Genomic DNA, 24,601 nt, shown 5'->3' on the forward strand with positions numbered 1-24,601 from the left:
ATCCTGCAAATGCAGGATTTTTTTATAGGTATTTATATCGTATTATAACGCGGCATCTATTGCATCTGTGTAAACTTTCTTTGGAGAAACTCCTACTTGTCTACTTACTATTTCACCGTTTTTAAATACTAATACTGTTGGTATATTACGTACGCCGTATTTTGCTGCAAATTCTTGATTAGCATCTACATCTACTTTACCAACTACTGCCTTACCTTCATAGTCGTTACTTACTTCGTCTATTACGGGCCCAACCATTCTACAAGGACCACACCAAGCAGCCCAAAAGTCAACTACTACAGGTTTATCACTTTTTAAAACTACCTCGTCAAAAGTAGCGTCTGTTATTTCTAATGCCATTGTTGTTTTTATTTTAAATATTATGCAAATTTAGTCAAATAAAATTCTTTTTCCTTACGAACCTTATGATCCCTTTAACTATTATACCAATTTTAAGATGATTATGGTTTTATTCCTGGGTAAATAGTAATACGATGCGTTCGTATTTTTACAATAGTTTCTACAGTGTTAATTTTCATAGATGTAGCAGTAGAATTCTATAAATACAAATAACAACTCTATTAGAATTTTAGATACTACATGGTTTTCTATTTATTTTACTTTACAAGTCAGTTTAATTTAAAATGTACCTCTTGCTCTTCTAGTGTATGCAATAATTCGCTAGAAATATGCACTTTTTGTTTTCTACTGGTTAGGTTTACTTTTATTTCTTCTTCCATCTCATACACAACAAAATTTATTGGATGGCTCCCCGTATGCATTCCTAAGGTTTCTTTTAATTGATAAATATTATCTTCTTTTAAAGTATCCACATTTAATTTAATCGTTAGTTTTTTAGCATAGTTTTCCATTACATCTTGTAGTAACATAAAACTATTATACTGTATTCTAGGATCTCCTTTTTTACCGGTATCTCTATTCATCCAACCATCTTTTACAAATACTTTTAGATAGGCAAAGGAATTGATCATTAAAAAATGGCGGAATTTGAGGTACTCTTCTCCAAAAATCCGAAACTCATACGAATCTGTATAATCTTCCATAGAAAACATCGCCCAGCCTTTCCCGTTTTTAGAAACTCGATGTTGTACATCTGTAATGACTCCTGCAATAGACAATTCTCTGCCCACATAACTTGGTAAATCCATTACATGAGCAATACTAGCATTACAGAACGATTTTATTTCGGTTTTAAAATCGTCTAACGGATGCCCTGAAATATAAATCCCAACTACTTCTTTTTCTCTTCGGAGTTTTTCCATTGTACCCCATTCTTCACATGGTGGTACTTCGGGTTCAGGAATTTGTGCTTCACTGATTCCTCCAAACATATCCATTTGAGAAGAATTTTGATTTTCTTGATATTTTGATGCTGATTTGGCTACTTTTTCTAAAAAAGTAATCCCACTACCATCATCATGAAAATACTGTGCTCTATGGGTAGCGCCAAAAGAATCAAAACCACCAGCTACCGCTAGGTTCTCAAAAGCTTTTTTATTGGCTGCTCTTAAATCTATACGCTTGGCAAGATCAAAAACAGATCTGTAAGGACCGTCTTTTTTTCTGTTTTCTACAATAGTTTCTACGGCTCCACCACCAACTCCTTTTACTGCTCCCATACCAAAGCGTACGGCTCCCCTATCATTTACAGAGAATTTATAGTACGATTCGTTTACATCTGGGCCCAAAACTTCTAAGCCCATACGCTTACACTCTTCCATAAAAAAGGTAACCTGCTTAATATCATTCATATTATTACTAAGCACTGCAGCCATGTATTCTGCTGGATAATGTGCTTTACAATAGGCCGTTTGGTAGGCAATCCATGCATAACAGGTAGAGTGAGATTTGTTAAATGCATAGGCTGCAAAGGCTTCCCAATCTTTCCAGATTTTTTCTAGTTTATCTTCTGCATGTCCTTTTTCTGAAGCTTGTTTAATAAACTTAGGCTTCATTTTATCGAGCACATGCTTCTGTTTTTTTCCCATCGCCTTACGCAAGACATCCGCTTCACCTTTTGTAAAATCAGCAAGTTTCTGAGATAATAACATCACCTGCTCTTGGTATACGGTTATCCCATAGGTTTCCGCAAGATACTCTTCCATTGCATCCAAGTCATACGCAATTTCTTCATCCCCATGCTTACGCGCAATAAAACTTGGAATGTACTCCATTGGTCCAGGACGATACAATGCATTCATGGCAATAAGATCTGCAAATACCGTTGGCTTTAAAGCTCTCATATGCTTTTGCATCCCTGGAGATTCATACTGGAACACGCCCACTGTTTCTCCTCTTTGGAATAATTCATAGGTTTTTTCATCATCCAAAGGAAAATTCTCAGGATCTAAGGTTACCCCATGTTTTGCTTTTACAATCTTTACGGTGTCTTTAATTAAGGTTAGAGTCTTTAAGCCTAAGAAATCCATTTTTAATAAGCCTGCATCTTCCACTACAGAATTATCAAACTGGGTGCAATACATGTCCGAATCTTTCGCTAAAGCTACAGGAACGAATTTGGTAATATCATCTGGGGTAATAATTACACCACATGCATGGATTCCTGTATTCCGTACCGAACCTTCTAATACATAGGCTTGGTTTAAGGTTTCTGCTTCTAAACCATCCCCTTCCGAAATAGCCAATAACTGATTGATATTTTCCATATCATCAGAGCGGAACTTCTTTTGAAGCACTTTCTCATCAATATGCATAATCTTATTCAGCTTAGACATATTTGGAATTAGCTTAGCGATACGGTCTGCATCTCCTAAGGGCAAGTCTAATGCTCTAGCCGTATCTCTAATAGAAGACTTGGCCGCCATAGTACCATAGGTAATTATTTGTGCTACTTGGTTGGCACCATATTTATTAATGACGTAGTCCATTACACGCCCACGGCCTTCATCATCAAAATCAATATCAATATCGGGCATACTTACACGATCTGGATTCAAGAAACGCTCAAAAAGCAAATCGTACTTTATAGGATCTAAATTGGTGATCCACAAACAGTATGCTACTGCGGAACCTGCTGCGGAACCACGTCCTGGTCCTACAGACACATCCATATCACGTGCTGCTCTAATAAAATCTTCTACGATAAGAAAATAGCCTGGATACCCTGTATTTTCAATTACTTTTAATTCAAAATCAAGACGTTCATCTATCGCTGGAGTAATTTCTCCATAACGAATCTTTGCCCCTTCATAGGTAATATGACGCAAATATTTATTCTCACCTCTTTTTCCTCCATCTAATTTATCTTCCTCAAACTGAAATTCTTCTGGAATATCAAAAGCAGGTAATAAAACATCACGTGCTAGTGTAAAGGTTTCTATTTTATCAACTATTTCTTGAATATTAACAATTGCATCTGGCACATCTTCAAAGAGTTTTTTCATCTCTTCCGAAGATTTAAAGTAATATTCTTGGTTTGGCAATCCGTAGCGGTATCCGCGCCCACGACCTATTGGAGTAGCTTGTTTTTCGCCATCTTTTACACACAACAAAATATCATGTGCATGTGCATTTTCTTTATTTGCATAATACGTATTGTTAGTGGCTACTAACTTTACCTGATGCTTTTTAGCAAACTGTATCAATACTTTGTTTACACGGTCTTCATCTTCTTGGCCATGGCGCATTAATTCTATATACAAATCATCACCAAAAGTGTCTTTCCACCAAAGCAAGGCTTCTTCAGCTTGCTTTTCACCCACATTTAAAACCTTACTTGGTACTTCTCCATACAAATTACCTGTAAGAACAATAACATCTTCCTTATATTTTTCAACTATCTTTTTATCTATACGCGGCACATAATATTTACCATCTACAAAGGCAATAGAAGACATCTTTGCTAAATTGTGGTAGCCATTTTTATTTTTTGCCAGAAAAACAACCTGATACCCATTGTCTTTTTGCGATTTATTAGTATGATCTTCACAAACTTGAAATTCACAACCAACAACAGGCGTAATTTCTAATTCTGGTTCAGGGAGTTCATGTAACGGCTCCTGCCCCTCTTCTAATGTTCCATTATGAGTAGCTTCAAAACGTTTTTGATTTTCAGTATTCCGAGATACCACCCCTTTATTATGATTAATAACTCCATTGACAAAATGAAAAGCACCCATCATATTTGCGTGATCCGTCATAGCAACCGCAGGCATTTTTTCTTTGGCTGCAGCTTTTATTAAATCTGGAACACTAATCGTTGATTGTAGAATAGAAAATTGGGTATGGTTGTGCAAATGCGAAAAACTGGCCGTTTCTAATGTTTTTACATTCTGCTTTATCTCTTCTTCTGATGCCCCACCAGTATCTTTATCCCATAAAGCATCTGCTATTTTCTGAGATGCTTTTTTTAGGTTGATATGCTTTAAACCTATTAATTGTATTTCCTGAGGGTTTGCCTCAGAAAAATTTTGAAAATAATCTGGTTGAACATCTAATTGTTCTATAGAATATTGCTTTTTACGAACTAACTCTAGAAAACAACGTGTAGTAGCCTCAACATCTGCTGTTGCATTATGTGCTTCTCCAAAAGGTTCTCCAAATAAATACTGATGTAGCTCGGTAAGGGTTGGTAATTTAAATTTACCATAACGTCCTCCCGGAATCTGACATAGACTTGCGGTATGCTCTGTACAAGTATCTAATACGGGTAGTTCTTGTAAATCATTCCCAATTTGATGCCTATGGAATTCAGCACCCATAATATTTAAATCAAAACCTACATTTTGCCCAACTACAAATTTGGTTTTTGATAAGGCAATATTAAACTTCTCTAAAACCTCAAGGAGTGGAATTCCGTTCTGTTCTGCCAAAGCTGTAGAAATACCATGTATTTTTTCTGCATCATAGGGAATATCAAAACCATCTGGTTTTACCAAATAATCTTGACTTTCTATAAGTCTCCCCATATCATCATGCAATTGCCATGCTATTTGGATACATCTGGGCCAGTTGTCTGTATCTGTAATAGGAGCGTTCCAATTTTTAGGTAAACCTGTAGTTTCAGTATCAAAAATTAAGTACATGTAATGCTGTTATAAGTTAAAAGTTTAGCTGATAGAACTATCCTAAACAGTCTATAAAAATACTTAAAAGAACACGGGTTTAAAAAGAGAGTTTTTAGGAGTTATTAACTGTATCAAATAGTTCAATTATTTAGTATTGCATTATTCATAATTATACTTATATTTGCACCCGCTTAGGAATAAGCGTATAAAAAAGAATTAATAATCAAGGGTCGGGCACCCTACAAATTAATGTGATATGCCAGTAAAAATTAGATTACAAAGACACGGAAAAAAAGGAAAACCTTTCTATTGGGTAGTTGCAGCAGATGCAAGAGCTAAAAGAGATGGTAAATTCTTAGAAAAATTAGGAATCTACAACCCTAATACCAACCCTGCACAAGTAGAAATTAATGTTGATAGTGCTGTACAATGGTTAAACAACGGTGCACAACCAACAGAAACAGCAAAAAGACTTTTATCTTATAAAGGTGTTCTTTTAAAGCATCATTTATTAGGTGGTGTACGCAAAGGTGCATTAACAGAAGAGCAAGCTGAAGAAAAATTCAATACTTGGTTAGCGGAAAAAGCTGCGATAGTAAATTCTAAATTAACTGGTTTAGACAAAGAAAAAGCAGAGGCTAAAGCTAAAATTTTAGCGAATGAAAAAGCAATTAGCGATAAACGTGCTGCTGACGCAGCTGCAGCTGCATTACCAGAAGAGGTAGTTGCAGAGGCAGAAGCTGCTACTGAAGAAGCACCAGTTGAGGCTGCTACAACCGAAGTAGCTGCTGCTCCTGTAGTTGAAGCTGAAGCACCAGCTGAAGAAGCTCCTGCTGCTGACACAGAAACTAAAGAATAATTTAAAACGATATGCTTAAGTCAGACTGTTTCTGCCTAGGCAAAATTGTTTCTAAATATAGCTTTAAGGGTGAGGTTCTTATAAAATTAGATACCGATGAGCCCGAAACATACGAAAAAATGGAATCTGTATTTGTTTCTTTAGGAAACAATCTGGTTCCATTTTTTATTGAAAAATCACAACTCCATAAATCTTCTTTACTTCGCGTGCGGTTCGAAGAAATTGCAAATGAAGACGATGCTGACAGGATTATGGGTTCTGAAATCTATTTACCACTGACTTTACTCCCTAAACTCACTGGAAATAAATTTTATTTTCACGAAGTAATTGGTTTTAAAGTTATCGACAGCATTCATGGAGATATTGGTCTTATCGAAAGCGTAAACGACTCCACTTCCCAAGCCTTATTTGAAGTATTAAAAGGAGACAAACAACTTTTAATTCCTATTAACGATGAAATTATCACCAAAGTAGATAGAGACCATAAAACTATTGAAGTAACTACACCAGAAGGTTTGGTTGATTTATATTTAAGGTAATCCTAAATTCCAAAAAATAAATACCAAATTCCAATTTCTCTTATTACTTATCTTTGAGTAAAAACAACTTCATTTAAAACTAAATGATAAATAAAATTTACGACTTAGAAGAACGCACTTTTCAATTTGCCAAATCTTGTAGATTATTAGTTAAAGACCTTCCTAAAACGATATCTAATATTGAAGATGGAAAGCAATTAATTCGTTCATCTGGATCTGTAGGAGCAAATTATATTGAAGCTAATGAAAAACTAGGAGATAAAGATTTTTTATATCGCCTTAAGATTTCAAGAAAAGAGGCTAAAGAATCTAAATATTGGTTAAGACTTCTAAAAGAGTTAAACCAAACCCTCCAACCTGAATTGGATATATTAATTAACGAAAATGAAGAACTAAGAAAAATACTTTCCTCCATTATTAATAAAAGTTCTTAACTATAAGAATGATTAATTATTTTTTGGTATTTAGAATTTTTAACTATTGGAATTTAACATGAGTCTTTTCAAATTCAAACAATTTAGCATTAACCAAGATCGTTGCGCCATGAAAATAGGTACCGATGGGGTGTTATTAGGCGCTTGGACATCTGTGGAACACAATCCATATTCTATTTTAGATATTGGAGCAGGCACAGGACTTATTGCGTTAATGCTTGCACAACGGAGTACTGCGGAACATATTGAAGCTATTGAAATTGATGACAATGCCTATGAGCAATGTGTAGAAAATTTTGAAGCATCAGACTGGGCAGATCGGCTTTTTTGTTTCCATGCTGGCTTAGATGAGTTTGTAGCCGAATATGCTACTGAAGAAGTCGACACGGATGAACTATATGACCTCATCGTATCTAATCCACCTTTTTATTCTGAAGAGGTTTCTAGTGGAGATAGCGCAAGAGATACAGCACGGCAAAATGCAGCACTACCCTTTAAGGAGCTTATTAGTGGGGTTTCTAAATTATTATCTCCAAAAGGAGTATTCTCAACCATCATACCCTTTAAAGAGGAAGCTCAGTTTATTGAACTAGCATCCCTGTACAAACTTTTTCCTAAACGCATTACGCATGTAAAAGGCAATGCAAACGCCGAAGTAAAAAGAAGCTTACTAGCCTTTTGTTTTGATGCTTCGCAAATAGAAACAAACGAACTGATTATAGAAACCAAAAGACATCATTATACAGAAGATTATATATCCCTCACTAAAGATTTTTACTTAAAAATGTAAATTTACCCTATTGCATTCCTTTATATCTTTAGCTACCTTTGAGAAAAACAGTATAATATGCGCCCTGATTTATTTGAAGCTCCTGACTACTATAATCTAGATGATTTACTCTCTGAAGAACACAAATTAGTTCGTGATGCAGCCCGCCAATGGGTAAAACGCGATATCTCTCCTATTATAGAAGAGTATGCTCAAAAAGCAGAATTTCCAAAGCAAATTATAGCAGGATTAGCAGAAATAGGTGCTTTTGGCCCTTATATTCCAACAGAATATGGCGGTGCAGGCTTAGACCAAATTAGTTACGGACTTATTATGCAAGAAATAGAACGTGGTGATAGTGGCGTACGCTCAACTGCTTCCGTACAATCTTCTTTAGTAATGTACCCAATATATGCCTACGGAACAGAAGAACAGCGTAAAAAATATTTACCCAAATTAGCCTCAGGCGAATTTATGGGTTCCTTTGGCTTAACAGAACCTAACCATGGTTCTAACCCAAGTGGTATGGAAACCAAATATAAAGATATGGGAGATCATTATCTTTTAAATGGCGCTAAACTTTGGATTTCAAATTCCCCATTTTGTGATATTGCTATTGTATGGGCAAAAAATGAAGAAGGTAGAATTCATGGCCTTATTGTAGAGCGTGGCATGGAAGGTTTTTCTACACCAGAAACACATAACAAGTGGTCCTTACGAGCCTCTGCTACAGGAGAGTTAATTTTTGATAATGTAAAAGTTCCCAAAGAAAATCTACTTCCTAATAAAACTGGCTTAGGCGCGCCATTAGGTTGTTTAGACTCCGCTAGATACGGCATTGCTTGGGGTGCTATTGGTGCTGCTATGGACTGTTATGATACTGCATTGCGGTACGCCAAAGAACGCATACAATTTGGAAAACCTATTGCTGCAACACAATTACAGCAAAAAAAATTAGCTGAGATGATTACAGAAATCACCAAAGCACAACTATTAGCATTACGACTAGGACAATTAAAAAACGAAGGGAAAGCAACTACAGCTCAGATTTCTATGGCAAAGCGCAACAATGTAGAAATGGCCATAAAAATTGCGCGTGAGGCCAGACAAGTTTTAGGCGGAATGGGTATTACTGGCGAATATAGTATTATGCGTCATATGATGAATCTAGAAAGTGTTATCACTTATGAAGGTACTCATGATATTCACTTGCTAATTACAGGTGCTGATATTACCGGTTTTCCTGCTTTTAAATAGCTATATTCTGAACAAGTATGCAGAAGAACTCAAGCAGGTTTCAGTGCATATAAATCTCGATGATCGAGTAAAAAAGCATATTTTTAAATACGATTTCTAAGCGATACCTAACATGAAATATATTTTTCTACTTTCTACAATCTTTTTTATTGGATGTAAAACGGACAACAAAACAAATACATCTGATATAGGAGAGACAACTAAAAAAAAGACTGAAAGTGCTCCACTAAAAACACCTGATGCTTTATTAGGTGAACTCTTTGTTGATGTGCAATTGCAAGGTGTATTCCCAGACAGTAAAACTTTTGTAGATTGTATTGCAAAATATCCATACGAAGACATTAAAGCCAAGTACAGAAAAGAGAAAGATAAAGCAGATTTTAACCTTAATACTTTTGTAGCTGCTAATTTTGAAACCCCATCTTCTATCTCTTCTGATTTTAAATCTGACCCTAACAAATCTGCCACTGACCATGTAAATGCTTTATGGTCCGTTTTAAAAAGAAAATCTGATAGTGCTCAGGAAGGGAGCACACTTATTCCTATGCCTAAACCTTATATTGTTCCTGGTGGCAGGTTCCGAGAGGTTTATTATTGGGACAGCTATTTTACCATGCTAGGCTTAGCAGAAAGTGGTGAATTTAAAGTTATTGAAGATATGCTCGATAATTTTGCACATATTATTAATGCTGTAGGCCATATCCCAAATGGAAATAGAAGCTACTATATTACCCGTTCGCAACCACCATTCTTTTCTCAAATGGTAAAACTATTTGCAAAGCACCATGGAGATGCTGCCTATGACAAATATAAAGATGCACTACGAAAAGAATATGAATTTTGGATGAATGGAAATGCAACTATAAACAAGCCTGCAGAACATTGTGTTGCAACCACATCGGGTATTATGAACCGCTATTATGATAAAGGTGATACTCCCAGACAAGAATCCTACAAGGAAGATTATGAGCAAGTACAAAAAGTAGAAGGCGGAAAAAAAATGTATCGCGACCTTAGAGCTGGAGCAGAATCTGGTTGGGATTATAGTTCTAGATGGTTTGCAGATGGCAATACCATTGAGACCATTGAAACAACCAATATCATCCCTGTAGATTTAAATGCATTACTATATGGCCTAGAAGAAATTTTAATACAATGCTATAAAGAAGATACCAATTTCGTCACTGCATTAAAATCTAGCATGGCTGCTAGACAGGATTTTTTAAATCGTTATTCCTTTAATACTACTGCTGGCGTTTTTGAAGATTATAATTGGGTACAGCAAAAGCAAACTGGTGTAAAATCTTTGGCTACTGTATACCCCTTATTTTTTAAAATGGTGAGCCAAGAGCAAGCAGATAAGGTGGCAACATATATAGAAGAGAATTTCTTAAAAGCGGGTGGAGTTGTTACTACGACTTATGATACAGGTCAGCAATGGGATGCCCCTAATGGCTGGGCACCGTTGCAATGGATGACTATTATAGGTCTTGAAAATTATGGGCATCACCAGCTAGCAAAAACCATTTCAGAAAGATGGATCAACATTAATGAAAAGGTGTATGCTAATACTGGAAAATTTGTAGAAAAATACAATGTAGAAGACATGACCTTAAAAGCTGGTGGAGGCGAATATCCTGTACAAGACGGATTTGGATGGAGCAATGGTGTATACCTAGCACTAAAAGCCAGAGAAACCAGCAAATAGTAGCTATTAAAATTTAAATTCAATTAGTACAGAAATTACTAATGCGTAAGCGTGTAGGGAAGCAACTTAAAGAATCTCCTATAGACGGGTATAACTCAATGTAATTCCTGCATCAGCTAATCTAGGATCATCAATACTATTTAAAATTAAAGTAGTATCAGTTACTTGGTACGTGAAATCTTCTCCATTTTCCAGCGTTAAAACTTCATCTTCTAAGGTATAAGAACCTGAACCATCAATTAAAAAAAATGGCTCTCCCGCATTGGTAACGGTTACCGTATTTCCATCAAATACTAATTGATGTAAGCTAAAATCTGTACTTTCGTCAAAAAAACAAAAACAAACTACATTATTAAGTACCCAAGTACCTTCTAATCTATCATCTACCTGGAAATCTCCATTACTTGAACATGATACTGATAGTATTGCTGTTAAAAATAAAATAAGTAGGGGTTTCATAATTTCAAAAGTATTAGTTCTCATCTATTGAAACGAAAATTTAGAGGTTTTATGATATTAATACACTCTATTTTTTCAAAAGTATACCATTTCGCAACAAGATTTAAGCAGTTCACATCAATTGTTTCTGTAAAGCAGTAATTACACATACCTTTAAAATATAAATAAAGAGTTAGTTAGTTTTTCATTTTCATATAGTGTTCTCAAAAAGGGGTTTTATCATCTGATAAAACCTTTTTTAATTTAAAGGATATTATAACTTCCATTTTCAACGAATTAGCTGTAAGTAAAGAAATATTTTACTCCAAATACAGAAGTATAAGCTTTCACAACAACATCTGTACAGTTCACATCAATTGTTTCTGTAAAGTAGTAATTACACATACCTTTAACATATAAATAAAGAGTTAGTTAGTTTTTCATTTTCATATAGTGTTCTCAAAAAGGGGTTTTATCATCTGATAAAACCTTTTTTAATTTAAAGATATAATTCCCTTTCTTTTCAATAAGTAAGCTGAAAATAAAAAAACATATTACTCCAAATACAGAAGTATAGGCTTTCACAACAACATCTGTACAGTTCACATCAATTGTTTCTGTAAAGCAGTAATTACATATACCTTTAACATATAAATAAAGAGTTAGTTAGTTTTTCATTTTCATATAGTGTTCTCAAAAAGGGGTTTTATCATCTGATAAAACCTTTTTTTAATTTACTTCTTCCCCAATCAATTACAAACAATAAAAAATCAGTATTTTTAATTTTATGTTTGCACTTGTAGATTGTAATAATTTTTATGCTTCTTGTGAACGGGTATTTCAACCGCAACTCAATAATAAGCCTATTGCCATTTTATCTAATAATGATGGTTGTTTTATATCGAGAAGTGACGAAGCCAAGGCATTAGGTTTACCTATGGGAGCTCCTGCATTTAAATACAAGCAATTTTGCCAAGAAAACAAGATTCATATTTTCTCTTCTAATTACCCATTATATGGAGATATGAGCAATAGAGTAATGCGTATTTTAAGCTCTTTTACGCCAGACATAGAAGTATATAGTATAGATGAAGCTTTTCTTAAATTTAATGGTTTTGATCGCTATGATTTTAATACGTATGGAAAAGAAATACGCTATACAATAGAAAAATCTACTGGAATTCCCGTTAGTATAGGTATTGCACCCACAAAAGCACTTGCTAAAGTAGCTAATAAGATTGCTCGTAAATTTAAAGACAAAACAAACGGTGTTTTTGTCATTAATTCTGACGAAAGTAGAATTAAAGCTTTAAAATGGAGTACAATTGAAAGTGTTTGGGGAATAGGAAGCGGTAATTTTAAACGCCTACAAACTAGGAATGTAAAAACTGCTTATGATTTTACACAACTTTCTGATGCATGGGTCAAAAAACAAATGGGTATTATAGGCTTACGCTTAAAAAAAGATTTAGAAGGAGAGCCAACTTTAGACTTAGATGACGACTCTAAAGACCGAAAAGCCATTGCTACCACTCGCAGTTTTGAGTCTACCTATTCTGATATCGAAAATATTAAAGAACGTATTGCCACTTTTGCAAATAGTTGCGCAGAGAAACTACGTGCACAACAGAGTAGCTGCAATATTATTATGGTTTTTTTACGAAGTGATAGACACCGAAAAAATGATACTCAAGAGAGAAGCAGTATAAACATTACACTACCTTATGCTAGCGATTCTAGCATTACGATAAGCAGCTATGCGATAAAAGCAGTTGAAGCCATCTATAAAGAAGAAGTTAAATACAAAAGAGCTGGTGTTATAGTAACTGGATTAAGTCCTACAAGTACAAAACAATTAGATTTATTTAGGCGCGAAAATCCAAAGCACAAAAAACTGATGAAAGCTATTGACACATTTAATATTGCCAATGGCGATAAAATTAAAATAGCAAACCAAGATTTAGAACGTACCTGGAAAATGCGGCAAGAACATCTTTCACCAAAGTACACCACTAATATTAATGATATTATTATCGTAAAATAATGGTGAAAAAAAAATCAACTACAGCGCCTTTGCACTTTTTTACGCCTCTTCAGAAAAAAGGAAGTGGTATTCCTATTATAGAAAACGGAATTTCTGCTGGTTTTCCTTCTCCTGCCGAAGATTTTAAAGAAACACGTATTAGCTTAGACAAAACATTAATAAAAAATAAAGAAGCTACATTCTATGCAAGAGTAGAAGGCAAATCTATGATTAATGCTGGCTTAGATGATGGCGATTTGTTGGTCATTGATAGAAGTTTAGAACCCCTACATAATAAAATAGCGGTTTGTTTTATTGACGGAGAGTTTACGGTAAAACGCTTAAAAATTGAAAAAAACGGGCTATATCTAATGCCAGAAAACAGTACATACCAACCCATTAAAATTACCGAAGAAAATAATTTAATCATTTGGGGTATTGTTACTTATGTGATAAAAGCGGTTTAGTATTATGCGTTTTTTTAGAAAGAAGCTATTGAATATAGCTATTCGTAATCCATAAATCTATTGAACTTTTATTTTAAAAATTTTATTAAATCTCTTCCTCCATATAGAATTCTGATAATTCTGATATGTGTTTTAAATATTCTATAAAATATAATGTGCGATGCATATGGAAAACTAAGTAATTTTAATTTAATTTCATTTCTTGTTTTTCCTGCTTTTGGATTTTTAGAAAGGAAAATAAATATTAAATTAAGTTCTTCTAAATATTTTATAGCCTGAATTTCTCCAAACTTGCGAACTCCATCATCATATAATTCTTCAATATCAGCATCTGCTTTCTTGGATAATACAAATTTATGCATTATCTTTTTTCTTCGAATCAATTATCTCTTGCATGGTTCTACTACTGTCAGGAGCGCTCCAACCATCCTCTATCTCTTTTCTTAAATCTTTAATTACTTTATCTCTGTAAATACTATGAAGTCTTAAAGCATCGCGTATCAACTCACTATTATTTTGATATTCTCCTGTAGAAACTTGCTTAGAGATGTATTCTTCTTGTTCTTTTGTAAAACTAATATTCATAATCAAATATAATAAAATATCCATATATAGCAAATATAAACATATAGTATTTTCTATGATTTAATTAAACAAGCTTTACGAACTAAGATAAAAGCACTCTAACTCTCCTTATTCCTATTCGTAGAATTTCGTATAATCAGGAAAGATTTTAGCACTTTTTTCTCATAAGGAGCAGCGTAATTTTTTATTTGTTTTAAAATCAGTTTAGCAGATTCTTCTCCCATAGTATAGCCAGGTTGATCTACACTAGTAAGTGAAGGTACTAGCAAATCTGCAATAGGCTCATTATTAAAACCAACTAAGGATAGATTTTCTGGAATAGCAATACCACGCTCTTTAGCCGCCAACATTACAGAGATAGCAATTTGATCGCTAAAAGCTAAAATCCCATCAGGATAATCTGGCGCATATAGCAGTTTACGTGCTGCACTAAGCGTACTTTCTCTTTTAAACCTACTATATACCAAAAGGGTATCATTAATTTTTATACCATTCTTTTTTAACGCAGCTTTATAACCTTTAGCTCTAGCATTATTAATTTGGAGTGTTTCTGTTCCGCCTAAATATGCAATTTTTTTACAGCCTATAGCAATCATGTGTTCCGTAGCATCATAAGCAGCCTTATAATTATCAATAGTAACCTTATCGGTTTCAATATCATCACACTCTCTATTAAAAAATACCAAAGGAATATTTTTGCGTTTTAATGCATCATAATGACTAAAATTTTTAGTTTCACTCGCCAAAGAGACGATAACACCTGCAACACCTAAATCTATTAATTCGCGCACCATGCTTTGCTCTCTTTCTTGTGATTCATTAGACTGGCAGACTATAATATGCATGCCCTCAGCCTCTGCTATTTTTTCAATCCCACTAATTGCCATAGCATATAAGTGATATTCTATTTTAGGAACTATAACACCAATAAATTTACTCCTCCTATTGATTTCTATTTGTACCATACCAGGAGACACATAGCCAATTTCTTCTGCAACAGCAAAAACCTTTTCTTGCATTGCTTTACTAATTCTAGGGTTTTTAGAAAGCGCTCTAGAAACAGTTGATATAGAAACATTTAAAAGGTCTGCAATTTGTTTTAATGTAGCACCTGGTGTTTTCATTTTAAATTAATATGTGCAAATTTTTGCGTAAAATAACGTATATTTTATAATTATATCCTCATTTATTTAGATATATTTGTTCTTATTGAAACAAAAATTGAATTAATTACAGTTTTGCGCAAAATTGCGCAAAGAATTATTATTTTATATTATGGGAAAAACATATAAGATTGCCGTAGTAAATGGTGATGGTATTGGATCTGAAATAGTACCAGCAGGAGTAGCAGTATTAGATGCAGTTACAAAAAAACATGGGATTACATTAGAAAAAGAATCCTTTCCATTTGGTGCCGGATACTATAAAGCGCATGGAAAATTTATGTCTGATGACGCTTTAGAAACCCTTAAAAAGTTTGACGCTATCTTTTTTGGAGCAGTAGGCCTACCAGAAATTGACGACACACTACCTGCAAGAGATTATACTTTTAAAGTGCGTACAGAATTTCAACAATATGTAAACTACCGTCCTGTAAAATTATTTAATGGAATTGATAGCCCTTTACGTTATAAAACAAAAGAAGATATTGATTTTGTTGTCATCAGAGAAAATAACGAAGGAGAGTTTGTACAAAGTGGAAAAACGATGCACCCAGATACCGCTGGCGGCATGGCAATAGACACTAGTATTGTTACAAGATATGGTGTAGAACGCATTGCACACTACTCTTTTAAATTGGCTAGAAAAAGAAGAAGCAAAGTAACCAATGTTACAAAATCTAACACCTTAATAAACAGTCTTGCCTATTGGGATAAAGTTATTGCAGAAGTTGCAGCACAATACCCAGATGTAGAATATAACAAAATGTACATTGATAATGCTTCGGCAAGTTTTGTATTACGTCCAGAAATTTTTGATGTTATTTTAACCACAAATTTATTTGGTGATATCTTATCAGATTTAGGGGGCGCAATTATGGGTAGTCTTGGTCTTGGAGGAAGTGGAAACATTAATCCTGAGCACGATTTCCCTTCTATGTTTGAGCCTATACACGGATCTGCACCCGATATTGCTGGTCAGAACATTGCAAACCCAATAGGACAAATATGGTCTGCTGCAATTATGTTAGAGCATTTAGGAGAAACAGAAGCTGCTAATGATATTATTGCAGGAATACAGCACACAACAGCAAAAGGTAATTTAACCAAAGATCTTGGAGGCAATGCTGCTACATCTGATATTGCCGATAGTGTTGTAGAATTTATAGTAGATAACAAATTAGTTATAGCCTAACTAAACTATGACTCAGAAAAAATATGTTGACTTAACTTTACCCATTAATGAGCGTATAAGTGGTGTTGCTATTGAAACTGCTAAAACAAAAGCAATAGATGGTTGGAATGCTACAACTTTACACTTATACTCTCATAGTGGAACACATATGGATGCGCCTCTTCATTTTGAGGTAAATACGCAAACTATAGATAAAATTCCAGTAGACAGATTTATTTCTGATGCATGGGTTGTAGATTTAACGCATATTAAACCAAAAGAAATTATTACTGTTCAGCATTTAAAAGCCATTGCCCATAAAGTTAAGTCTGGAGATAGTTTATTACTACATACTGGCTGGAGCAAAAAACTAGGAACAGATGCTTATAGAAATGACCTACCTAGAATTAGCGCAGAACTTGCCATATGGATGGGTACTAAAAACATTAATATCCTTGGCGTAGAACCACCTTCTGTTGCCGATGTAAATAATATAGTAGAAGTAACAGAAATTCACGAGTTACTTATGGAAAATAATGTTGTTATAGTAGAAGGACTAACCAATTTAGAACAACTGTCTAAAGAAAAAGTAACTTTAATAGCGATGCCCCTAAAAGTAGAAAATGGTGATGGCGCTCCGGCTAGAGTTATTGCAATAGAATAATGATACAAAAAGAAATTTTAGCAACTATTGAAGAAGGCAATAAAAATGCTTTTCTGGGGGAAGAAGTTTCTAAAAAACTTGCTGAGAATGCTATTTGTATTATCATTTTAGACGATGACCCTACAGGAACACAAACCGTACATAATGTTCCTGTAATTACACAATGGACAGCCGAAGCTATAGAAAAAGAGGTTGCACAAAGCACTATTTTTTTTATACTAACCAATTCTAGAAGTCTACAAGCAGAAGAAGCAAATGCGCTTGGAACACTTATTGGAAAACGGTTAAAACAAGCGACAAAAAAGCATAATAAAAAACTTATTGTGGTAAGCAGAGGAGATTCTACCCTTAGAGGACATTACCCAAATGAAGTTGATGCACTTGCTAAAGGTTTAGATTGGGAAAAACCAAAACATATTTTAGCTCCCGCATTTTTTGAGGGTGGAAGATACACCTATAAAGATGTCCATTATGCAAAAGAAGGGAGTACTTTTATTCCGGTAGGAGAAACGCCATTTGCCAAAGACAATACCTTTAGTTACCATACCTCTAATCTTAAAAACTGGATAGCAGAAAAATCCAGAGGCACTATTGCCGCCAATAATGTCACCAGTTTTAGTCTCCATTTTCTTCGCAAAAATAGTATCTCAGCTATTCTAGCCGCTCTAAATTCTGAGGCAACTTATTTTATAGCAAATGCTACCTCTTATTCAGATTTAGGAAAACTAGCTTTAGCAAGTCTAGGCTATAAGGGCAACATCATTTATAGAACTGCAGCATCTTTTGTGAATGCCATTTCTGGAATAGAAATAGCATCTCTTCTACCCAAAGAAGCACTCATTAGTAAACAAAATAATACTGGCGGACTCGTTGTTATTGGATCTTATGTTCCAAAAACAACCAAACAACTCCTTTATCTTAAAGAACATATTAATGCTATTTTTATAGAAATTGATGTAGAAAAGATCATCAAAAGCACCTCAAAAGAAAATGAAATCATTAAATACGCTGAAAAGATAGATGCACATATCGCAAATAACGAAAGTGTAGTTCTTTATACGGCACGAAATGTTATTACAGGAAACACAAAAGAAGAAAGCTTAGCAATTGTAAACGAAGTTTCTAAAAGTTTAATCGCTATTGTAAAAAACCTCCAAAATACCCCAAAATATATTGTTGCAAAAGGTGGTATTACTTCTAGTGATATTGCTGTAAAAGCATTAAATATTGTTCGCACAAAAGTATTGGGCCAAATTATAAAAGGAGTACCCGTTTGGCAATTAGGAAAAGATGCGAAATTTCCTGGCATACCCTATATTGTATTTCCTGGAAATGTAGGTAGTGAAACAGATTTATTTAACGTAATTAAAAAAATGGAATGAATAAAAAAACATATTTCCCAAAACGATATTTTATGGTCATGGGAACTTTCTTGTTAGCATTATTACTTTATATAGATCGTGTTTGCATTTCAGTTGCTAAAGAACCTATTGCGGAAGCCTTAGCGCTAACCGACAAGCAAATGGGCTGGGTATTGTCCATATTTGCATTAGGCTATGCCTTTTTTCAAACACCTTCAGGAATGCTTGCAGATCGCTTAGGTCCAAGGAAAGTATTAGCTAGCATTGTTACTATTTGGTCTGTATTCACTGCACTAACAGGATATGCATGGAATTTTATTTCACTCCTAATTGTACGTTTTCTATTTGGTGCGGGAGAAGCTGGTGCGTTTCCCGGAATGACGCGTGCTGTTTACAATTGGATTCCACTAAAAGAACGCGGTATTGTTACCGGCATTAATTTTTCTGGATCCAGATTAGGAGCTGCTTTTGCACTACCACTTGTGGTTTGGCTTATTGATGGTTTTGGATGGCGTATCTCATTCTTAATTATGGGAGGTATTGGTGTCCTTTGGGCACTAATTTGGTTTTTACTTTTTAGAGATAAACCAGAAGACCATAATGGATTGTCTAATGCAGAAAAAGATTTTATTTTAGCGCATAGACAGGAAAAGGAAACCGATGTTGCTAAAGAAAAAATCAGTTTCAACACCTTATTAAAATCTAAAAATATGTGGTTTGCTATGGGGCAATATTTCTGTAGTAATTTTACTTTTTTCTTTGCTTTAACATGGTTATTCCCGCACATAAAAAAAGAATATGGCTTAGACACTCTTGAAGCTGGTTTTTATACTGCAATTCCGTTAGTTTTTGGTGCTTTTGGCAATTGGTTTTCTGGCGCTTTAAGTGATAGCATCTTTATAAAAGGAAACTGGGCTAAATCTCGTGTATTACCTGCATCTATGGGCTTTGCTTTAGCTGCCATTGGGCTTATTGGAAGTATTTATATGGATAGTGCCATTGGCGCAATCGTATTTTTAAGCATTGCCATTTTTGGAGCAGATATGACGCTACCACCATCATGGTCTTTTTGTGCAGATATTGGTAAGGAGCATTCAGGAGCGGTATCTGGTACAATGAATATGGCTGGAAATTTAGGATCGTTTATTACCGCCTTAATTTTCCCTTATTTATTAGATTGGTCTGGAGATACCAATTTATTTTTTATTGTTGGAGCCATACTAAATATCATCGCAATAGGACTTTGGTATCAAATGAAACCCCACAAACATTTTTCTGAGTATTAAGTATGAAAAAATTAAGAGGAGTAGCAGTAGGCACAGGATATTTTAGTCAATTTCAATACGAAGCTTGGAATAGACTAGAAAATGTAGAAATTATAGCTGTTTCTAGCAGGCGTTTAGAAAAAGCACAAGCCATTTGCGATCAGTTTAATATAAAAACAGCATATGGTAATTTTGAAGAAATGCTGGTAAAAGAACAGCCAGATTTTGTAGACATTATAACACCTCCAGAAACACATACTGATTTTTGCCAAATAGCCATAAAACATGGTGTTGCTATTATCTGCCAAAAACCTTTAGCACCAACTTATAAGGAATCCAAGGCATTAGCAAAAGCCGTTCAACATTCGAATGTTCGTATGATGGTGCATGAGAATTTTAGATTTCAACCATGGCATCGCGAAACTAAAAAACTATTAAACAAAGGAATTATTGGAGATAAAATTCATAGTATTAACCTACGGATGCGAATGGGAGATGGCTGGCAAAAAGATGCTTATATGAACCGGCAGCCCTATTTTAGGGAGATGCCTCAGCTTCTTATCTACGAAACTGGAGTGCATTTTATTGATGTTTTTAGATACTTAATGGGCGATATCAATGAAGTATATGCAAAATTACAAACCTTAAATTCAAACATTAAAGGAGAGGACTTTGCATGGGTTCATTTTCAATTTGAAAACGGTACACTAGGCTTTCTAGATGCTAACCGATATAATGAAAATACTTTTGAAGATCCTAGGCTAACCTTTGGCACTGTATTAATTGATGGTAATAAAGGAAGTATTCGTCTTTATGATGATGGTAAAATAACCATACAACTTTTAGGCGAAGAAGAGAAAACACATCAATACCCCTATGAAGCTATTAATTTTGCAGGTGATTGTGTTTTTAATACCCAAGAACATTTTATTGATTGCTTGAGAAACAACAAAGATTTTGAAACAGATGTTGTTGGATATTTAGATAATATCATTATACAAGATGCTGTTTATGAATCTAGCAAAAAAGGAGTTCCAATTACAATAAAAAAATAATACCTTTAAATCCATTTTAAATTAAAGCACCTCAAATGATTAACCTTTTTAAAAATAATAGTATTAAACTCATAGTATTAACGCTAACACTAATTAGTTTCTCTTGTAAAGAAACGCCTAAAACAACTCCAGAAGAAACTAAAAAAAAGCCTAATGTAATTATTGTTTTTACTGATGATTTAGGTTATGGTGATATGGGACATCATGGAAACACTATAATGAAAACTCCAAACATAGATGCATTTGCCAAAGAAAATTTTGAACTTACTAATTTTCACGTAGGAACTACATGCGCCCCAAGTAGAGCGGGACTTTTAACTGGTAGAAACGCCAATAGAAATAATGCATGGCATACTATTGCTGGATGTTCTATTTTATTGGAGGACGAAGAAACAATTGCAGATGTATTTTCTAACAATGGTTACCAAACTGCAATGTTTGGAAAGTGGCATTTAGGAGATAATTATCCTTTTAGACCACAAGATCGTGGTTTTAAAGAGACCTTAACTTTTGGTGGTGGTGGTGTAATGCAAACACCAGATTATTGGAACAATGATTATTTTGATGATACCTATTTAAGAAATGGTAAACCAGAAAAATTTTCAGGATATTGTACAGATGTATGGTTTGATGAAGCTATCAATTATATTAAAAAAGAAAAAGAAGATCCCTTTTTTCTATATCTAGCGCCCAATGCTGCGCACTGGCCATTTAATGTTCCAGAAAAATATAGAGCTATGTATGCTGATGCAAACTTAGGAGAAGATCAGAAACGCTTTTATGGTATGGCTACTAATATTGATGATAATTTTGGAAAACTTATTGCCTATTTAAAAGAAGCTAATTTATATGATGATACAATTATAATTTTTAGCTCAGATAATGGTACAGCCTACGGAATTGGTTATAAAGATGGAGAAACGCTTGGTTATAATGCTGGTTTAAGAGGCACCAAAGGAAGTCACTATGATGGTGGGCACAAAGTTCCTTTTTTAATGAGTTGGCCTAATGGAGATATCTTGAAAAAAACAAGTAGTAATGAGCTTGCTGCTCATGTAGATGTACTACCAACATTAGCAAAATTAACAGGAATTACATATGAAAATAAAAAACCATTAGATGGGACAAATATTTCTGATGTATTAACAAATAATACAGCATTAGACAGAATGTTAGTGGTAGATACACAAAGAAATCAATTACCCGAAAAAGGAAGAAATAGTAGTGTAATGTCTACTAAATGGCGCTTGGTTAATGGCAATGAATTATACAATACTGAGGAAGACCCAGGTCAAAAAAATGATATTGCAGCGCAACACCCTGAAGTAGCAGAAAAAATGACTCAATTTTATGACAAATGGTGGTCAGAAATAGAAAACGATTTTAGATATGCTGAAATACCTGTAGGCCTTACAGATCACAATCCAGTATTAATTACCATTCATGATCTACATACCACAGAGGATGCTAATGTGCCATGGCAACAATTTCAGGTTAGAGAAGGAAAAATGAATCCTAAAGGTTTTTATAGCATAAAAATTGTAAAAGAAGGCACGTATAAATTTAGGCTAAGTCGTTATCCATTTGAAACTGGATTTAAAATTAATGAAACTGTACCAGAAATTGCATCAAAACCAAATGTTGATGGTTTTCCTAAAGGAAATGGTTTAGAAATTAATGGTGGCACTGTTGCTTTTAATGATAAAATATTTGAGGTAAAAGCAAATGCAGACAGTCCTTATGTTGAAATAGAAGGGAAATTAGAAAAAGGTAGTTATCAATTTAAAAGTAATTTTATTACTACTAACAACGAAGCCTTTCCAGTGTATTTTACCCAAATTGAGTTAGTAGAATAGTTTTAAAGTCTTTATAAGTAAGGTTATATAAAATAATAGCTAATGCATGCAACAAAATTGATTTAATTAGCATCATTTGTGTTCTTTTTTTAGATAGGTTTTATCGATATTGAACTTCATTTTAATGATATTTTTTATTGAAAACCAAACATTATGAAAAACACTAAAATTATATTTTTTGCATTATTAAACATTGTATTATTTATAGCTTGTTCTAGTCCAAGTGTAGATATTATTACTACTCCTGAACCAGAAAGTACTCCACCCGATTCAATGCCAGATCCGGAACCAATGCCGGATCCTGTTAGTACAGAAGAATGGAATTTAGTTTTTGAAGAAGAATTTGATGCTACTTTTGAAAAGTGGAATATTTGGAGAGGTGGTGCTTTTAATAATGAAATACAACTATACCGAGATGAGCAAGCCACAATAACAAATAGTATGCTCACCATAAAAGCAGAGCGTATGATGGTTACTGGAGCTACCAATCCTTTTGACACCACCAGTAAAGATTTTGAGTATGTCTCAGGAAGAATAGAAACAAAAGAACAATTTGGACCTTCTAACGAAGATGGAGAAACTGAATACAGAATTATTTCAAGAATTAAATTGCCTTCTGGCAATGGCATGTGGCCTGCTTTTTGGTCTTACTCAGACCCATGGCCAACAAATGGAGAAATAGATATTGTAGAAGCCAGAGGCAACCAACCGAATACCTTTCAATCTAATATTTTCTTTGGTACAGAAGCAAACATGCCACTAACCCGTGGAGAAGATACAGAAGTTATACATCGTATTGCTACAGATATTACAGCTGATTTTCATGAGTACGAACTCATTTGGTCCGAACAAAATCTAGTGATAAAATTTGATGGTACTACATTACATACCTATGATGCAGATGATAAAAATTATATCGCATCTCTTTTTGGAAAAAAACAACAAGTAGTATTAAATCTAGCAGTAGGAGGCGTATTTTTTACAGGTGCTAATCCAACTGATTTTGTAGATACTTCTGAAATGCTTGTAGATTGGGTAAGAGTTTACAAGAGGTAATACATAACTTTTCAGCTATTAAGATAGTAAAGTACTAATTACATCGATTTTAACAGGATTTTTTAACAAAATTGGCAAGGTATTTGTAATTTTACGACTAAGTGATTAGCTATAAACCAATTATGAGAATTTTAGTTTTTTTAATTTTATTCATTTCAGCATGCTACTTTGGGCATGCTCAAAAGGATATTCCTGAAACTAAGACCATAAAAATAGAAGGGAACGAAAAAAAAGCAGAGATCAATAAAAATCTTATTCTTAAACCAAAAGAAGAGAATAAAAAATTATCACTAAATCTTCCAAATCTTATTGGAGAAAAGCCAGATGATAATTTAAAGGCGAGACTTACAAAAAAGCAAATTCATATGTTACCGCAACGCAATTTAGTGCAAGCAGGTCATGATTTAAAATTAGATCCAAAAATTGGTCTAAAAGCTGATAAAAGTTCTGGTTCATTTTTTGGTGATACCTACCTTGGTGATATTAAATACAATGGGAAATTTGTTGGCGTTGTCTGTAGAGATCATGAATACGTAGATGGAGATAGAATCCGAATTCATGTGAACGGCAAAGAGGTGGAATCAAATTTATTTTTAACAGGAGGTTTTAAAGGTATTAATGTAGATTTGGTAAAAGGCTTTAATAGAGTAGAATTTGAAGCTTTAAATGAAGGGTCTTCTAGCCCAAACACGGCTCAAATTCATGTTTATGATGATAAAGGAGTACTTATCTACGCAGACCAATGGAACCTTTCTACCGGTTCTAAAGCTACTTTTGTCATTACAAAAGAATAGTAATTAGTTCTTACCTACTATCGCTATTCAATTTCCATTTAGTATTAAAATATTTCTGAGGATACTTCGTTTATAAATTACCTTATGTA

At 34.1% G+C, this 24,601-nt stretch carries 22 protein-coding genes; 16 read left to right on the forward strand and 6 right to left on the reverse strand.

Going from position 1 to position 24,601, the window contains the following annotated elements; translation table 11 throughout:
• Window positions 1-42 precede the first annotated feature (42 nt).
• Both trxA and dnaE read right to left on the reverse strand, forming a co-directional pair.
• Window positions 43-360, reverse strand: coding sequence for a thioredoxin (gene trxA / locus ACZ451_RS02625; RefSeq protein WP_464215533.1), 318 nt, complete (start codon window positions 358-360; stop codon window positions 43-45).
• Window positions 361-629: 269 nt separating this feature from the next.
• The gene (dnaE, locus tag ACZ451_RS02630) at window positions 630-5,066 is read right to left on the reverse strand and encodes a DNA polymerase III subunit alpha (protein ID WP_464215534.1); all 4,437 of its coding nucleotides are present in this window, start codon (window positions 5,064-5,066) and stop codon (window positions 630-632) included.
• Window positions 5,067-5,304: 238 nt separating this feature from the next.
• Between dnaE and ACZ451_RS02635 the strand changes: the two genes are divergently transcribed.
• From ACZ451_RS02635 to treF, 6 genes are all read left to right on the forward strand, one after another.
• Window positions 5,305-5,907 carry a 30S ribosomal protein S16 gene (locus tag ACZ451_RS02635; RefSeq protein ID WP_464215535.1) on the forward strand — a complete coding sequence of 201 codons (603 nt, stop codon included), beginning with the start codon at window positions 5,305-5,307 and terminating at the stop codon, window positions 5,905-5,907.
• An 11-nt stretch (window positions 5,908-5,918) separates the two neighbouring features.
• Window positions 5,919-6,446, forward strand: a complete 528-nt coding sequence (rimM, locus tag ACZ451_RS02640) for a ribosome maturation factor RimM (RefSeq protein ID WP_464215536.1) — start codon at window positions 5,919-5,921, stop codon at window positions 6,444-6,446.
• Window positions 6,447-6,529: 83 nt separating this feature from the next.
• Window positions 6,530-6,880: a four helix bundle protein gene (locus ACZ451_RS02645; RefSeq protein WP_464215537.1), complete on the forward strand. Its 351-nt coding sequence runs from the start codon at window positions 6,530-6,532 to the stop codon at window positions 6,878-6,880.
• Window positions 6,881-6,989: 109 nt separating this feature from the next.
• Window positions 6,990-7,670: a tRNA1(Val) (adenine(37)-N6)-methyltransferase gene (locus ACZ451_RS02650; protein WP_464215538.1), complete on the forward strand. Its 681-nt coding sequence runs from the start codon at window positions 6,990-6,992 to the stop codon at window positions 7,668-7,670.
• Between the two features lie 57 nt (window positions 7,671-7,727).
• Window positions 7,728-8,906, forward strand: a complete 1,179-nt coding sequence (locus ACZ451_RS02655) for an acyl-CoA dehydrogenase family protein (RefSeq protein ID WP_464215539.1) — start codon at window positions 7,728-7,730, stop codon at window positions 8,904-8,906.
• A 112-nt stretch (window positions 8,907-9,018) separates the two neighbouring features.
• On the forward strand, window positions 9,019-10,614 hold the full coding sequence (gene treF, locus ACZ451_RS02660) for an alpha,alpha-trehalase TreF (protein ID WP_464215540.1): 1,596 nt from the start codon (window positions 9,019-9,021) through the stop codon (window positions 10,612-10,614).
• A gap of 78 nt (window positions 10,615-10,692) precedes the next feature.
• Here the strand turns inward: treF and ACZ451_RS02665 are convergent, their stop codons facing one another.
• Window positions 10,693-11,097 (reverse strand): hypothetical protein, encoded by a 405-nt coding sequence (locus ACZ451_RS02665; RefSeq protein ID WP_464215541.1) that lies wholly within the window; start codon window positions 11,095-11,097, stop codon window positions 10,693-10,695.
• A gap of 742 nt (window positions 11,098-11,839) precedes the next feature.
• On the opposite strand from ACZ451_RS02665, the gene ACZ451_RS02670 reads away from it, so the two are divergent.
• Complete coding sequence (locus ACZ451_RS02670; protein ID WP_464215542.1) at window positions 11,840-13,096, forward strand: Y-family DNA polymerase; 1,257 nt, start codon at window positions 11,840-11,842, stop codon at window positions 13,094-13,096.
• Window positions 13,096-13,542: a LexA family protein gene (locus tag ACZ451_RS02675; RefSeq protein ID WP_464215543.1), complete on the forward strand. Its 447-nt coding sequence runs from the start codon at window positions 13,096-13,098 to the stop codon at window positions 13,540-13,542. Before ACZ451_RS02670 ends, ACZ451_RS02675 begins: the two co-directional genes overlap by 1 nt.
• A gap of 68 nt (window positions 13,543-13,610) precedes the next feature.
• Here the strand turns inward: ACZ451_RS02675 and ACZ451_RS02680 are convergent, their stop codons facing one another.
• The 3 genes from ACZ451_RS02680 to ACZ451_RS02690 form a co-directional block, all read right to left on the reverse strand.
• On the reverse strand, window positions 13,611-13,904 hold the full coding sequence (locus tag ACZ451_RS02680; protein WP_464215544.1) for a type II toxin-antitoxin system RelE/ParE family toxin: 294 nt from the start codon (window positions 13,902-13,904) through the stop codon (window positions 13,611-13,613).
• A complete protein-coding gene (locus ACZ451_RS02685) occupies window positions 13,897-14,127 on the reverse strand; it encodes a type II toxin-antitoxin system ParD family antitoxin (protein WP_464215545.1) in 231 nt (76 codons plus the stop codon). Before ACZ451_RS02685 ends, ACZ451_RS02680 begins: the two co-directional genes overlap by 8 nt.
• Window positions 14,128-14,225: 98 nt before the next feature.
• Entirely contained in the window at window positions 14,226-15,251 is a 1,026-nt protein-coding gene (locus tag ACZ451_RS02690) for a LacI family DNA-binding transcriptional regulator (protein WP_464215546.1), read from the reverse strand.
• 151 nt (window positions 15,252-15,402) lie between these two features.
• Between ACZ451_RS02690 and ACZ451_RS02695 the strand changes: the two genes are divergently transcribed.
• The 8 genes from ACZ451_RS02695 (at window position 15,403) to ACZ451_RS02730 (ending at window position 24,512) form a co-directional block, all read left to right on the forward strand.
• Complete coding sequence (locus tag ACZ451_RS02695) at window positions 15,403-16,482, forward strand: tartrate dehydrogenase (protein WP_464215547.1); 1,080 nt, start codon at window positions 15,403-15,405, stop codon at window positions 16,480-16,482.
• A gap of 7 nt (window positions 16,483-16,489) precedes the next feature.
• A complete protein-coding gene (locus ACZ451_RS02700) occupies window positions 16,490-17,125 on the forward strand; it encodes a cyclase family protein (RefSeq protein WP_464215548.1) in 636 nt (211 codons plus the stop codon).
• Complete coding sequence (locus ACZ451_RS02705) at window positions 17,125-18,507, forward strand: four-carbon acid sugar kinase family protein (protein WP_464215549.1); 1,383 nt, start codon at window positions 17,125-17,127, stop codon at window positions 18,505-18,507. The genes ACZ451_RS02700 and ACZ451_RS02705 overlap by 1 nt, the downstream gene beginning before the upstream one ends.
• Window positions 18,504-19,772, forward strand: coding sequence for an MFS transporter (locus ACZ451_RS02710; RefSeq protein ID WP_464215550.1), 1,269 nt, complete (start codon window positions 18,504-18,506; stop codon window positions 19,770-19,772). The genes ACZ451_RS02705 and ACZ451_RS02710 overlap by 4 nt, the downstream gene beginning before the upstream one ends.
• Before the next feature lie 2 nt (window positions 19,773-19,774).
• Window positions 19,775-20,806, forward strand: a complete 1,032-nt coding sequence (locus tag ACZ451_RS02715) for a Gfo/Idh/MocA family protein (RefSeq protein ID WP_464215551.1) — start codon at window positions 19,775-19,777, stop codon at window positions 20,804-20,806.
• Window positions 20,807-20,841: 35 nt separating this feature from the next.
• Entirely contained in the window at window positions 20,842-22,662 is a 1,821-nt protein-coding gene (locus ACZ451_RS02720; protein ID WP_464215552.1) for an arylsulfatase, read from the forward strand.
• Window positions 22,663-22,815: 153 nt separating this feature from the next.
• Window positions 22,816-23,718, forward strand: coding sequence for a glycoside hydrolase family 16 protein (locus tag ACZ451_RS02725; RefSeq protein ID WP_464215553.1), 903 nt, complete (start codon window positions 22,816-22,818; stop codon window positions 23,716-23,718).
• A gap of 122 nt (window positions 23,719-23,840) precedes the next feature.
• A complete protein-coding gene (locus ACZ451_RS02730; RefSeq protein ID WP_464215554.1) occupies window positions 23,841-24,512 on the forward strand; it encodes a hypothetical protein in 672 nt (223 codons plus the stop codon).
• Window positions 24,513-24,601 lie beyond the last annotated feature (89 nt).

The sequence above is a fragment of the Allocellulophaga tsushimaensis genome, assembly GCF_055383085.1.